The organism is Pseudomonas sp. IB20, assembly GCF_009707325.1.
In the GTDB taxonomy this organism is placed as follows: Bacteria; Pseudomonadota; Gammaproteobacteria; order Pseudomonadales; family Pseudomonadaceae; genus Aquipseudomonas.
The window spans coordinates 2,037,473-2,050,000 of record NZ_CP046103.1; the positions used below are offsets into that span (position 1 = coordinate 2,037,473).

General features: G+C 62.2%; 13 protein-coding genes. 10 read left to right on the forward strand and 3 right to left on the reverse strand.

Features of this window, described 5'->3' with window-relative positions:
- The first annotated feature begins 28 nt into the window (after positions 1-28).
- Positions 29-448 (forward strand): ANTAR domain-containing protein, encoded by a 420-nt coding sequence (locus GJU48_RS09540; RefSeq protein ID WP_094952807.1) that lies wholly within the window; start codon positions 29-31, stop codon positions 446-448.
- Here the strand turns inward: GJU48_RS09540 and dkgB are convergent.
- Positions 445-1,263 (reverse strand): 2,5-didehydrogluconate reductase DkgB, encoded by an 819-nt coding sequence (gene dkgB, locus GJU48_RS09545; protein ID WP_094952808.1) that lies wholly within the window; start codon positions 1,261-1,263, stop codon positions 445-447. The two genes, GJU48_RS09540 and dkgB, sit on opposite strands and share 4 nt — an antisense overlap.
- Positions 1,264-1,441: 178 nt before the next feature.
- Between dkgB and GJU48_RS09550 the strand changes: the two genes are divergently transcribed.
- From GJU48_RS09550 to GJU48_RS09575, 6 genes are all read left to right on the forward strand, one after another.
- Complete coding sequence (locus GJU48_RS09550; protein ID WP_094952814.1) at positions 1,442-2,080, forward strand: TetR family transcriptional regulator C-terminal domain-containing protein; 639 nt, start codon at positions 1,442-1,444, stop codon at positions 2,078-2,080.
- A 148-nt stretch (positions 2,081-2,228) separates the two neighbouring features.
- Entirely contained in the window at positions 2,229-3,020 is a 792-nt protein-coding gene (locus GJU48_RS09555) for an enoyl-CoA hydratase/isomerase family protein (protein WP_094952815.1), read from the forward strand.
- Between the two features lie 27 nt (positions 3,021-3,047).
- Positions 3,048-4,208, forward strand: coding sequence for an acyl-CoA dehydrogenase family protein (locus tag GJU48_RS09560; RefSeq protein WP_094952816.1), 1,161 nt, complete (start codon positions 3,048-3,050; stop codon positions 4,206-4,208).
- A gap of 18 nt (positions 4,209-4,226) precedes the next feature.
- Positions 4,227-6,335: an acetate--CoA ligase family protein gene (locus tag GJU48_RS09565; RefSeq protein WP_094952817.1), complete on the forward strand. Its 2,109-nt coding sequence runs from the start codon at positions 4,227-4,229 to the stop codon at positions 6,333-6,335.
- The gene (locus tag GJU48_RS09570) at positions 6,325-7,932 is read left to right on the forward strand and encodes a 5-guanidino-2-oxopentanoate decarboxylase (protein WP_094952818.1); all 1,608 of its coding nucleotides are present in this window, start codon (positions 6,325-6,327) and stop codon (positions 7,930-7,932) included. Before GJU48_RS09565 ends, GJU48_RS09570 begins: the two co-directional genes overlap by 11 nt.
- Positions 7,933-8,062: 130 nt before the next feature.
- Positions 8,063-8,809, forward strand: coding sequence for an NAD(P)H-dependent oxidoreductase (locus tag GJU48_RS09575; protein ID WP_155295969.1), 747 nt, complete (start codon positions 8,063-8,065; stop codon positions 8,807-8,809).
- A gap of 10 nt (positions 8,810-8,819) precedes the next feature.
- Here the strand turns inward: GJU48_RS09575 and GJU48_RS09580 are convergent, their stop codons facing one another.
- Positions 8,820-9,899, reverse strand: coding sequence for a 3-deoxy-7-phosphoheptulonate synthase (locus GJU48_RS09580; RefSeq protein ID WP_094953690.1), 1,080 nt, complete (start codon positions 9,897-9,899; stop codon positions 8,820-8,822).
- A gap of 619 nt (positions 9,900-10,518) precedes the next feature.
- Here GJU48_RS09580 and GJU48_RS09585 point away from each other — a divergent pair.
- Positions 10,519-11,268 (forward strand): carbon-nitrogen hydrolase family protein, encoded by a 750-nt coding sequence (locus GJU48_RS09585; RefSeq protein WP_094953691.1) that lies wholly within the window; start codon positions 10,519-10,521, stop codon positions 11,266-11,268.
- A complete protein-coding gene (locus tag GJU48_RS09590; protein WP_094953692.1) occupies positions 11,269-11,715 on the forward strand; it encodes a GNAT family N-acetyltransferase in 447 nt (148 codons plus the stop codon).
- A 35-nt stretch (positions 11,716-11,750) separates the two neighbouring features.
- Here GJU48_RS09590 and GJU48_RS09595 read toward each other — a convergent pair whose 3' ends face one another.
- The gene (locus GJU48_RS09595; RefSeq protein WP_094953693.1) at positions 11,751-11,990 is read right to left on the reverse strand and encodes a DNA-binding protein; all 240 of its coding nucleotides are present in this window, start codon (positions 11,988-11,990) and stop codon (positions 11,751-11,753) included.
- Between the two features lie 82 nt (positions 11,991-12,072).
- On the opposite strand from GJU48_RS09595, the gene GJU48_RS09600 reads away from it, so the two are divergent.
- On the forward strand, positions 12,073-12,438 hold the full coding sequence (locus tag GJU48_RS09600; RefSeq protein ID WP_094953694.1) for a helix-turn-helix domain-containing protein: 366 nt from the start codon (positions 12,073-12,075) through the stop codon (positions 12,436-12,438).
- Positions 12,439-12,528: the final 90 nt, after the last annotated feature.

Sequence of the window (12,528 nt, forward strand, 5' to 3'; positions counted from 1 at the left end):
ACGAGCACAGCCTGCCCAGGGATTTGCCATGCCGAACAAAGCACTGACCATCCTGATTGCCGATGAACAGCACCTGCACCGGCTGTACATCGAAAAAATGCTCAACCAGTTGGGGTATCACCGGATTGTCCCGGTGCAAACCTTCGAAGAGCTGCAGATTCTCACCGCCATCCCGGCCGAACCCTTTGACGTGCTGATCATTAATGCGGGGTTGATGGCCCATGCCGTCGGGCCGCAGCCGCAGGTACGCCATGCGCTGGTCTACGATCACCAGGACCTGGGCCAATCCGATGTAACACCCAGCGTGTTGGTACGGCTGCCCGGCGCGCCAGACACCGTTAACCTTGAACACTTCATGGACATCATCGACCCCCCGCAGGCCACCGGTGGCCTGCGAGTGTTGCCGTGGCTGAGGGAATTATCCCGCGAGCCCGCCAGCAGGGTTTAGTCCCACTTCGGTGCGATGCCTTTGGGGCTGGTCAGGCGGTGGCCACGTTCCAGGCTGGCAATCTGCGCCATGTCGGCCGCGCTCAAGGTCAGTTGCAGGGCCTTGAGGTTACTCTCAAGGTTCGCGCGCTTGGTCGATGACGGGATCACCGCGTAACCCAATTGCATGGCCCAGGTCAGGGTCACTTGCGCCGGGGTGGCGTGATGGCGTTCGGCGATTTGCTGGATGATCGGGTCTTTGAGCACTTCGCCGTAGGCCAGGGTCATGTACGAGGTGATCTGGATACCGTTGGCGGTAGCGAAATCCACCACCTTCTGGTTTTGCAGGTAGGGGTGCAGTTCGATCTGGTTAGTGGCGATGTTCTCGGCACCTACCGCCGCAATCGCCTGTTTCATCAGGTCAATCGTGAAGTTGGAAATACCGATTTGGCGCGTGAGGCCCAGGCGCTTGGCTTCCAGCAACTGGCCCATGAATTCGGCGACAGGCACCTGGTCTTCCGGCGATGGCCAGTGGATCAAGGTCAGGTCCAGGTAGTCGGTTTTCAGTTTGCGCAGGCTCTCGCGCAGGCTGGGAATCAACTGGCCCTCGGCGAAGTTGGCGATCCAGATCTTGCTGGTGATGAACAGTTCGTCACGCGGTACGCCGCTGTCGGCAATGGCTTGGCCGACATCCGCTTCGTTCTCGTAGATCTGCGCGGTGTCGATGACGCGGTAGCCCAGTTCCAGGCCGGTGCTCACGGAGTCGATCACCACTTGGCCTTGCAGGCGGAAGGTGCCGAGGCCGAAGGCGGGGACGTTTTGGGTCGGGATAGACATCAGTAACTCCTGAAGAGGTGTGAACAATGGAGTCGAGTATCCGCCCGTCGTTCCTTCGGAAAAACCGTCGAATCCGAAAAGGACTCTTTACCGCGTGCTGCGGATGCTGGATCGGGTGTCGCCGGGGTTCCGTGACTGATGTAGAGTCGTGCAGCCGACTCAACCAGGACACTGCCCCATGACCCAGGAATCCCGCTTCTCCCGCATGGAGCCGCAATTGCGCAAGGCCAATCTGGTCCAGGCCACGCTCACGTGCCTCAAGCGCGATGGTTTCCAGGGCGCCTCGATCCGCAAGATCAGTGCCGAGGCCGGGGTGTCGGTCGGGTTGATCAGCCACCACTACTCCGGCAAGGACGAATTGGTGGCCGAGGCTTACCGCACGATCACCGGTCAAGTCATGAGCCTGCTGCGCGAGACCATGGCCAAGGCGCCGCCGGACCCTCGCGAGCGGCTCTCGGCGTTGTTCCGGGGTTCGTTTTCGGCTGAATTGCTCGACCCGCAACTGCTCGATGCCTGGCTGGTGTTCTGGGGCGCGGTGAAAACGGCGCCTGCTATCAACCAGGCTCACGAACATTCCTACGGTGAGTACCGCACCATCATGCGCTCCGCCCTGACCGACATGGCCAAGGAGGAAGGCTGGCAGCAGTTCGACGCCGATCTCGCCGCCATCGCCCTCAGCGCCTTGCTTGACGGGCTGTGGCTGGAGTCCGGGCTCAACCCCGGCACCTTTACCCCGGAGCAGGGCATCCAGATCTGCGAGGCGTGGGTCGACGGCCTGCATAGCGGCGGGCGCCAGCGTTACCTGCTCAAACCCTGAGCCTTTCTCGCCGCCTGAACGCACTGTTCAGGCCGGTATTTGCCCTCTGAAAAAATTTGCTGTTTGCCGATTGCCTCCTTACTGAACACTCGTTTAGTATTTCGTCATGTCGCACCCCTCACGCCAATTAAAATAATTCGAGGAAGCCATGCCTACCGATTCGTCCGTGCTCACCTATGTGCAAGCAGGCGTTGCCTGGATCACCCTCAACCGTGGCCCACAGCGCAATGCATTGGACATTCCGACCCTCAAGCACCTGCATACCTTGCTCGATGCGTTCAACAGCGACCCCGCCGTGCGCGTGGTGGTATTGACCGGCAGCGGCCGCAGCTTCTGCGCCGGTGCCGACCTGGCTGAGTGGGCCGAAGCCGAATCGCGTGGCGCCCTGGAAACCTACGGCTGGACCGAAACCGCCCACGCCCTGATGACCCGCCTGCACACCCTCGACAAACCCACGATTGCCGCGATCAACGGCACCGCCGTCGGCGCCGGCATGGACCTGACGCTGTGCTGCGACCTGCGCATCGCCGCCCAGTCGGCGCGCTTCAAGGCCGGCTACACCAGCATGGCCTACTCGCCGGATGCCGGCGCCAGCTGGCACTTGCCACGGCTGATCGGCAGCGAACACGCCAAGCGCCTGCTGTTCCTCGACGAGCTGTGGAGCGCTGATCGCGCACTGGCTGCCGGGCTGGTGGGCGAAGTGGTTGCCGACGAGCAACTGCACACCCACACCACGCAGCTGGCCACCCGCCTGGCCAACGGCCCGACGTTCGCCTTCACCCAGACCAAGACGCTGATCCGCGAAGGCGCCGCCCGCAGCCTGCCCGAGCAATTGCAGGCCGAACTGGCCGCCGGGCTGTTGTGCGGGCGCAGTGCCGATGGCGCCGAAGCCCTGCGCGCGGCCATGGACAAGCGCCCACCGAATTTCTGCGGCCAATAACAACAACACCCCCGAGCAGGTAGCGCCATGAATTTCCAACTCAGCCAAGAACAAGACATGTTGGTGGACGCGGTACGCAGTTTTGTCGCCAAGGAATTGCTGCCCCATGAAGCGGCGGTGGACCGCGCCGATGAGGTGTCGACCGAGCTTGCCGCACAGATTCGCGACAAGGCGATTGCCGCCGGTTTCTATGCCTTCAACATGCCCGAAGAAGTCGGCGGTGGTGGCCTGGATTACCTGTCCCAGGCGCTGATCGAACGGGAGTTGTCCAAGGTCTCGTGGGCACTGCACGTGTTCGTCGCGCGACCGTCAAAAATCCTTATGGCCTGCACCGGCGCACAGATTGACGACTACCTGTTGCCCTGCGTGCAGGGCCAGAAAATCGACTGTTTCGCCCTGACCGAACCGGGCGCCGGTTCTGACGCCAACGCCATCAAGACCCGCGCCGTGCGCAGCGGCGATGACTTCGTGATCAACGGCAGCAAGCACTTCATCAGCCATGCCGGCCACGCTGATTTTGCCATCGTCTTTGCCGTGACCGACACCTATGAACACAACGGCCGGCAGCGCAACGCGGTGACCTCGTTTCTGGTTGATCGGGGCACGCCCGGCATGACGATCCGCCGTGGCCCCAAGTGCGTGAGCAACCGTGGCTATCACACCTATGAAATGTTCTTCGACGACTGTCGCGTGCCCGCGTCCAAGGTGCTCGGCGAGGTCGGCAAAGGCTGGGATGTCGCTAACGCCTGGCTCACCGCCGGGCGCGTGATGGTCGCCGCCAACTGCGTCGGCCAGGCCCAGCGCGCGTTGGATGTGTCACTGCAATGGGCGGCAGACCGCAAGCAATTTGGCCAGCCCATCGGTACCTACCAAGGCGTGAGCTTCAAACTGGCCGACATGGCCACGCAGATTCGCGCGGCCGAACTGCTGACCCTGCACACCGCCTGGAAGATGGACCAAGGCAGCATGACCGACGGCGAGGCTGGCATGGCCAAGCTGTTTGCCAGTGAAACCCTGGGCAAAGTCGCCGATGAAGCCGTGCAGATTTTCGGTGGCATGGGCTTGATGGACGAGGGGCCAGTGGAGCGCATCTGGCGTAACGCACGGATCGAGCGGATCTGGGAAGGCACCTCGGAAATCCAGCGCCACATCATTGCCCGTGAACTGTTGCGGCCGCTGTTGCGCTGATCGGCGCGGAGAACGCTTATGTCCCAGGCTATTCGCGACAACCTCAAACGCCTGCTGGCGCCCCGGCACTTGGCCTTCGTCGGCGGGCGCAGCATGGCACGCGCGCTCAAGCGCTGCGCCGACGGCGGTTTTGCCGGGCAGCTGTGGCTGGTCAACCCGCAGCACGACAGCCTCGACGGTATCCCGTGTGTGCGCCGCATCGCCGATTTACCGTGCGGCCCGGATGCGGTGTTTATCGCCACCAACCGTGAGCTGACGCTGACCTGCGTGACGGAACTCGCCGCCATCGGCACCGGCGGCGCAATTTGCTACGCCTCGGGGTTTGCCGAAACCGGTGCTGGCGGCGCGGCTTTGCAACAGCAGTTACTGAAGGCGGCAGGCGACATGGCGTTGCTCGGCCCCAACTGCTACGGCCTGCTCGATTACCTTCACAGTTCGGCGCTATGGCCGGTGGCCCACGGCGGCAAAGCGGTGGAGAAGGGCGTGGCAGTGCTGACCCAGAGCGGCAACTTCGCCTACAACCTGTCGATGAGCGACCGCTCGTTGCCGGTGGCCTACATGGCGTCGGTGGGCAACCAGGCGCAACTGGGCGTTGCCGAATTGATGGATGTGTTGCTCGATGAGCCGCGCGTCACCGCCATCGGCCTGCACTTGGAAGGCCTGAAGAATGTGCCGGGGTTTGCTCGCGCGGCGCACAAGGCTTTGGAAAAGGGCATCCCGATCATCGCGCTGAAAACCGGCGTGTCGCAGATCGGTGCCGAACTGGCGTTGAGTCACACCAGTTCGCTCTCGGGCTCCGATGCGCTCTACGACAGCCTGTTTGCGCGCTTGGGGGTAATCCGCGTCAGCGGCCCGGTGAGTTTTGTCGAAACCCTGAAAGCGGCCGCGTGCGGCAATCTGCCGGCGGGCAATCGCCTCATGGCGTTGGCCTGCTCCGGTGGTGACGCGGGGCTGATTGCTGACTACGCCGAGCGCAACCATCTGGCCCTGCCAAAGCTGGATGAAGACCAGCGCGGCGAGCTGGCACAGGTGCTGCCCAGCTACGCCAACTTGGTCAACCCGCTCGACTTCACCACCGCCATCTGGGGCGACCGCGAAGCGCTCAACCGCATGCTCGACACGGCCCTGCGCACTGACGCGGACGCGGCCATGCTGGTGCTCGATTATCCGGCTGAATTTACCGGCGAGCGCAAGGAATGCGACGTGCTGCTGGAGCTGTTCTGCAACGCACTCAGCCGCCATGGCAAGACCGGCTTTGTCACCTCGGCCTTTCCCGAGTTACTGCCGCGCCACGCCCGCGAACATCTGCACGCCCACGGCATTGCCGCGCTGCAAGGCGTGGAGGATGCGCTGGCGGCGTGGGGGCGGATTGCCGATTACCAAAACAATCGTCGCGTATTGCTCGAGCGCGGCGAGTCGGTCCTTGAGCCGTTCTGCCCCAAGACCCTTGGGGGCCAAGCCCAGGCTCTGGATGAGTGGGCGTCCAAACAAGCCTTGCGCGCCTTTGGCCTGAGCACCCCAGCCGGCGTCTTGAGTACGCCGGGGCGGGCGATTGCGGATGCCAAGCTGTTGGGCTACCCGTTAGTGCTCAAGGCTGTCAGCGCCGACTTGCCGCATAAAACCGAAGCCGGTGCCGTCGCGTTGAACCTGCAAGATGGCTTCGCCCTGACGGCCGCGCTCGAGCAAATGCGGCGCAAAATTGCGGTGCACGCGCCGGGTGTGGTCTTCGATCAATTGTTGCTGGAGTCCATGGCGGCGCCACCTTTGGCCGAGTTGATCGTGGGCATCAAGCGTGAGAACGACTTCGGCCTGGCGTTGGTGATGGGCGCTGGCGGCATCCTCGTGGAATTGCTCAAGGACAGCCGTAGCCTGTTGCTGCCGACCACCGACGGTGCGATTCGCAACGCCTTGCTCAGCCTGCGCAGCGCCGCCTTGCTGCAAGGCTTTCGCGGGCGTGAAGTGGCGGATATGGACGCCTTGGTCGCGGCGATCCGCGCCGTGGCCGACTACGCGTGCGCCAACGCTGAGCAGTTGCTGGAACTGGATGTGAACCCATTGTTGGTCAATGCCCGCGGCGCCACGGCGGTCGATGCGTTGATTCGTTTAGGAGAGGGTTATGCAGGATAAAACGATGACGGGCGGCCAGGCCTTGGTGCGCTTACTGGCTAACTATGGGGTCGACACAGTGTTCGGCATTCCCGGCGTGCATACCCTGGAGCTGTATCGCGGCTTGCCCGGCAGCGGCATTCGCCATGTGCTCACACGCCACGAACAGGGCGCCGGGTTTATGGCCGACGGCTATGCGCGGGTCAGCGGCAAACCGGGCGTGTGCTTTGTGATCACCGGCCCCGGTGTGACCAACGCCGCTACCGCCATCGGCCAGGCGTATGCCGACTCGATCCCGATGCTGGTGATCTCCAGTGTCAATCACATTGCCAGCCTCGGAATGGGTTGGGGCATCCTGCATGAGACTCAGGATCAGCGCTCGATCACTGCGCCCATCACTGCGTTTTCGGCCGTGGCCTTGAGTACCGAGGATTTACCCGAGCTGGTCGCCCGTGCCTACGCGGTGTTCGACAGCGAGCGGCCACGGCCGGTGCATATTTCGGTGCCGCTGGATGTGTTGGCGGCACCGATCGAAAGGGACTGGAGTAATGAAGTGGTACGCGGTGCTGGGCGTGGTTTGCCAGCGGCCGAGGTGCTGGATCAGGCGGCGGCGAAACTCGCCTCGGCCAAGCGCCCGATGATCATTGCCGGCGGTGGTGCGCTGGCGGCGGGGGAGGCCTTGCAGTGTTTGAGCAGGCAACTGGCGGCGCCGTTTTTCACCAGCGTCGCGGGCAAGGGTTTACTGGCGATGGATGACCCGCTGAACGCCGGTGCAACCCTCTGCGTCGAGCCCGGCTGGCAGTTGATCAGCGAGGCAGATGTGGTGCTGGCGGTGGGGACGGAAATGGCCGACACCGATTATTGGCGCGAGCGCCTGCCGATTAACGGCGAACTGCTACGAGTGGATATCGACCCACGCAAATTCAATGATTTTTACCCCTGCACGGTGGCGCTGCACGGTGATGCCGTTCACACCGTGCTGGCGTTGCTTGCACGCTTGCCAACGACGCCGCGCAACCCTGAAGCCGCGAGCGAAAAAGTCGCCGCGCTGCTGCAGGCCGTTGAGCAGGGGCACGGCCCATTGCAGTCGATCCACCAAGCCATTCTCGACCGCATCCAGGCCGAACTGCCGGCCAACGCCTTCATCAGCAGCGACATGACCCAGCTGGCCTACACCGGCAACTACGCCTACCCAAGCCGCGCCCCGCGCAGCTGGCTGCACCCCACCGGCTACGGCACCTTGGGTTACGGCCTGCCCGCCGGCATTGGCGCCAAGTTCGGCGCACCGCAGCGCCCGGGCCTGGTGCTGGTGGGCGACGGCGGGTTCCTCTACACCGCCCAGGAACTGGCCACCGCCGTGGAGGAGCTGGACAGCCCGTTGGTGGTGCTGCTGTGGAACAACGACGCCCTCGGCCAGATCCGCGACGACATGCTCAGCCTGGACATCGAGCCTATCGGCGTGCTGCCGCGCAACCCGGACTTCGCGCTGTTGGCCCAGGCGTTCGGGTGCACCGTGAACCAGCCAAAGAACCTGGATGAATTGCAGACGGACTTGCGCAACGGCTTCAAACGCAATGGCGTGACCTTGATCGAGCTGAAACATGCCTGTGCCTGTTGATCTTTAGAGGAGCAAGACCGTGAGCGAAAACAACAACAAAATGACTGTGTCATCGGAGCCGGAAATGGACCCGGACTGGCTCGATCACTTGCTGGCCCAACGGGCAGCGCCCACTGTTTGAGGAGTTCACATGAAGGTTTTGATTGTTCACGCTCACCCTGAGCCGCAGTCGTTTACCGCCGCCTTGCGCGACCAGGCTATCGCCACGTTGCAAGGGCAGGGGCACGAAGTGCAAGTCAGCGATTTGTACGCCATGCAGTGGAACCCAGTGGCGTCGGCGGCGGATTTTTCCACGCGGGAGAATCCCGACTATCTGGTGTATGCCCTGGAGCAGCGGCTGGGTGTGAAGAAGCAGTCGATTGCGGCGGATATCCAGGGCGAGTTGGACAAGTTGCTGTGGGCCGATTTGCTGATCCTCAACTTCCCGATTTTCTGGTTCTCGGCGCCGGCGATGCTTAAGGGCTGGATCGACCGGGTGCTGGTGTCGGGCGTGTGTTACGGCGGCAAGCGTTTCTACGATCAGGGCGGGCTGGCGGGCAAGCGCGCGATGGTTACGGTGACCTTGGGCGGGCGTGAGCACATGTTCGGCGAGGGCGCGATTCATGGGCCGTTGGAGGACATGTTGCGGCCGATTCTGCGCGGTACGCTGGCGTATGTCGGGTATGAAGTGCTGGCGCCGTTTGTGGCGTGGCATGTGCCGTATATCAGTGATCAAGCACGGCGCGATTTTTTGCTGGGGTACGTGGGGCGGTTACAAGGGCTGGCGGAGGAGCAGCCCTTGGTGTTTCCGAGGTTGGAGCAGTTTGATGAGGCGTTGTATCCGCTTTCCTATGTGATGACCCACCGCATTCGCGAGCAAGCGCGCTCCCACATTTGATCTCAACCAGTCAGTTAGCGCTGCGGTGTTCCCGCAACCGCTCGGCCGCGCTGCGCAGCAGCTGCTCGGTACCGTCCCAGCCCAGACAGCCATCTGTCACCGACACGCCGTATTTCATCGACGCGCTCAGCGGCTGGCAACCTTCGAACAGATGACTTTCGAGCATCATGCCGATCAGCGAGGTGTCGCCTTGCAGGCGTTGTTCCAGCACGTTGTTGAACACGGCCGGTTGACGCAATGGGTCCTTGCCGCTGTTGGCGTGGCTGCAATCGACCATGATCCGTGGCGCGACTTTGGACTTGGCCAAATCGTGCTTCACCTGCGCCACGCTTTGCGCATCGTAGTTCGGCCCACGGTGACCGCCGCGCAGCACCAGGTGCGTGTCGGGGTTGCCCGGGGTCTGGATGATCGCCGGGTGGCCCTGGCTGTCGACGCCGAAGTGGCGGTGCGGGTGCGAGGCCGAGCGCATTGCGTCACAGGCAATCGCCACGCCGCCGTCGGTGCCGTTCTTGAAGCCGACGGGCATGCCCAGGCCGCTGGCCATTTCGCGGTGGATCTGCGACTCGGTGGTGCGTGCGCCGATGGCGACCCAACTGAGCAGGTCATCGAAGTAGCCGGCGGCCATGGGTTGCAGCAGCTCAGTGGCGACCGGCAGCCCCAGGCGCAGCATTTCGCGCATCAGCTCGCGCGACAGCGTGAGGCCTGCGGCCATGTCATCGCTGCCATCCAGGTGCGGGTCGTAGGCCAGGCCTTTCCAACCGATGGTGGTGCGTGGTTTTTCAACGTAGGCGCGGATCACCAGCAGCATCTGGTCGCTGACTTCCAGCGCCAGCTTCTTCAGGTTGCGCGCGTATTCCATGGCCGATTCCGGGTCGTGGATCGAGCACGGGCCGACAATCACCAACAAGCGTGAATCTTCACCCTTGAGAATGGCGCGCACGGCTTGGCGATGAGCGTGGATCTGTTCGTTGAGGAACGGGCTGAGGGGCAACTGGTGCTTGAGCTCAAGGGAGCTGGGCAGGCGCTGGGTCAGGGCTTCATTGGCGCTGGCAAGGGTGCAAACAGGCAAAGCGGCGACGGAGGAGTTCATATTCAAGGCTTCCTGGGCAAGCGGCGGGCTGTTCCCGCACGCTCTGCCCTACTGGGGTGTTCGACAATTGGCCGTATTGGCTGCGTGTGTTGGCTTGCCACCAATAGGTGACCGATCGGAGGCGGCAGGCTGTCCCGAACGGAGCTTGCTAAATCGCCATGCAGTGCAAGTGTCGTAACGGTAATAGGTGGCGTAGTTCATGTCGTGAGTCCTTTTAGTAGTCGGTGTGAAGCAAAATGATTAAGGCCTGAAAAAACAAAACCCCCGGTCGGGGAGCCGACCGGGGGTTAGATTTCTCTGGTAGGCGACCCCTTGAGTAGTGGGCGCCGATTTCAGGTATCAGGCGCGCCAGTGGCTAAACCAATACCCAAAATAAAAGCTGACCAGTGCGCTCGAACCGTTCACGCGGGTAGCCGACACCGAGCGCGAGGCGCTGGCAGCAGGGCAAACCTGAGTTGGGGTGAGTGGCAACATGGTATTTCTCCAAATGATGGGCGGAGCTTACTAGAGGCACACGGGTGGGTTCAATCAGTAATTTCTATCGTGTGAGGTACTTACGGCTATGGGGCGAGTGCCGATATGCTGGTAACACTTAGATAATGATTGCTGGGACGCGACCATGACTGCCTTGACCCTTGCTGCTGCTCAAACCACTTCCGTCGCCGGCGACGTGCCGGCCAATATCCTGCGGCACCTGGCGTTTATGCACGCGGCGGCGGAGCACGGCGTGCAGTTGCTGGTGTTTCCAGAACTGTCGCTGACCGGCTATGAGCCGACGCTGGCGGCCGGGTTGGCGATTGCCCCCGAGGATGCACTGCTCGCACCCCTGCGCGACATGGCGCGGGCGCTGCGGCTGACGGCAGTGGTGGGGATGCCGATTCGTTTGGCGCCGCAGACGGGCGTGTTGATCGGCGCACTGGTGTTGGGCGCGGACGGTTCGCTGGCGGTCTATACCAAGCAGCATTTGCACCCGGGCGAAGACGCGGCGTTTATCGCGGGGCAGGGCGGCGCAGCCCTCGAATACGGGGATAACCGCATCGCGCTGGCAGTCTGTGCCGACTTTTCCCACGCCAGCCATCCGCGTCAGGCGGTTGAAGCGGGCGCCAATGTGTACGCGGCCGGTGTGCTGATCAGCGAGGGCGGTTACGCCACCGACAGTGCGCTGCTTCAAGGCTATGCCGCCGAGCACGGCTTGCTGGTGCTGATGGCCAATCATGGCGGCCCATCGGGTGGCTGGGCCTGCGCGGGGCGCAGCGCCATTTGGGCTGCCGACGGCGGTTTACTTGCCGCCGCGCCGGGTATCGGCGACGCGTTAGTCATTGCCCGCCCCGATGGCGGGCATTGGGCTGGCCACGTGGTGGCGTTGTAAATGACATTCCACCTGCGCGCAGCGACAAGCGAGGATCTGCCATTTGCGCGAACGCTGACCCTCGAGGCCATGGGCCGTTATTACCAGCAGTACGGGTTGTTCTGGTCTGACCGAGGCTTCGACGCCGGCTGGGCGGGACGGGAAAGTTGGCTGATCTGCAAGGATGAGAGCGTGATGGGGTTTGTCAGCGTGAACCGTGACAGCGAGGCGCTCTATATTCGCGAGTTGCACCTGCTGCAAAGCTGCCGTAAGCAAGGCGCAGGCAGTTGGGTACTGGAGCAGATGGTCATCAAGGCGCGCGCGCAGGGGCTGGGCCTTTTACGCTTGACCGTGTTCAAGACCAACCCGGCGAGGAGGCTGTATCAGCGCCAGGGTTTGAGCATCGTTGGGGAGGAGGGTTGCTTCTGGCGCATGGAGCGCGAGTGTCACGCAACCCCATCGGACTAAAACAGGCACGCTGTATGAATAAGCGCATACTGCCGTCAGGTAACCGCTTGCGCGTCGCGGTGTTGAGCAACAGGCTCATCCACGATAATCCCTTCTTTCATGCCCAGCAGGACTGCCACCTTATGGGCTTCCCCGCGCCGTCCCTTTTTACGCCCAGCGAGCACTTGATACGTCGTGGCGGGATCGACGCCGTGCTCACGAGCGAACGCTTGAACTGACTTTCCTTGATGGTCCAACCAAGCCTTGGCTTGTGCAGCAGTGCGAATACCGGGCATAGTTCAAAACCGTTCAAGTTTGTTTAAAAACGAGATGAGTGTGTCACCTCTTGGGGTGTGCCAGACAGGATCATACATCCAAATGAGTGGAATCGGTTCGCGCTTAAGGCAGGAAAGAGAACGTCTTGGCCTGTCACAGAAAGTTTTTGGTGAAATCGGCGGCGTTGAAGCAAACGCCCAAGGCAAGTATGAGAGCGGTGGCCGCGCACCCAAGGCGGACTACTTGTCACGCGTGGCCCAGCGTGGTGTAGATGTTTTATATGTACTGACGGGAAGCCCAACGCCGATCCAGCTGGAAAACCTGAGCCAGCTTGAAGAGAAAATCCTGGAAAACTACCGGGCGATGTTCAAGGAAGATCAGGACGCTATCCGCCGATTGACCTCCACACTGGCGGAACACTCCGTGTCGCAGAACGGAAAATACAAGTTGGCTCTCACGCAAAGCTGACCTTTTGCTCAGTAAAATCGGCTGTCTGGCGCAAGCCAGGCACCGATAGCGTGCGCAAACTCTATATATATGACGCTTGCAGCTAGGTCT

Bases quoted from the DNA above. Each gene is read 5' to 3' on its own strand.
- GJU48_RS09540 (WP_094952807.1), top strand. From the start codon at position 29: ATGCCGAACAAAGCACTGACCATCCTGATTGCCGATGAACAGCACCTG.
- dkgB (WP_094952808.1), bottom strand. From the start codon at position 1,263: ATGTCTATCCCGACCCAAAACGTCCCCGCCTTCGGCCTCGGCACCTTC.
- GJU48_RS09550 (WP_094952814.1), top strand. From the start codon at position 1,442: ATGACCCAGGAATCCCGCTTCTCCCGCATGGAGCCGCAATTGCGCAAG.
- GJU48_RS09555 (WP_094952815.1), top strand. From the start codon at position 2,229: ATGCCTACCGATTCGTCCGTGCTCACCTATGTGCAAGCAGGCGTTGCC.
- GJU48_RS09560 (WP_094952816.1), top strand. From the start codon at position 3,048: ATGAATTTCCAACTCAGCCAAGAACAAGACATGTTGGTGGACGCGGTA.
- GJU48_RS09565 (WP_094952817.1), top strand. From the start codon at position 4,227: ATGTCCCAGGCTATTCGCGACAACCTCAAACGCCTGCTGGCGCCCCGG.
- GJU48_RS09570 (WP_094952818.1), top strand. From the start codon at position 6,325: ATGCAGGATAAAACGATGACGGGCGGCCAGGCCTTGGTGCGCTTACTG.
- GJU48_RS09575 (WP_155295969.1), top strand. From the start codon at position 8,063: ATGAAGGTTTTGATTGTTCACGCTCACCCTGAGCCGCAGTCGTTTACC.
- GJU48_RS09580 (WP_094953690.1), bottom strand. From the start codon at position 9,899: ATGAACTCCTCCGTCGCCGCTTTGCCTGTTTGCACCCTTGCCAGCGCC.
- GJU48_RS09585 (WP_094953691.1), top strand. From the start codon at position 10,519: ATGACTGCCTTGACCCTTGCTGCTGCTCAAACCACTTCCGTCGCCGGC.
- GJU48_RS09590 (WP_094953692.1), top strand. From the start codon at position 11,269: ATGACATTCCACCTGCGCGCAGCGACAAGCGAGGATCTGCCATTTGCG.
- GJU48_RS09595 (WP_094953693.1), bottom strand. From the start codon at position 11,990: ATGCCCGGTATTCGCACTGCTGCACAAGCCAAGGCTTGGTTGGACCAT.
- GJU48_RS09600 (WP_094953694.1), top strand. From the start codon at position 12,073: ATGAGTGGAATCGGTTCGCGCTTAAGGCAGGAAAGAGAACGTCTTGGC.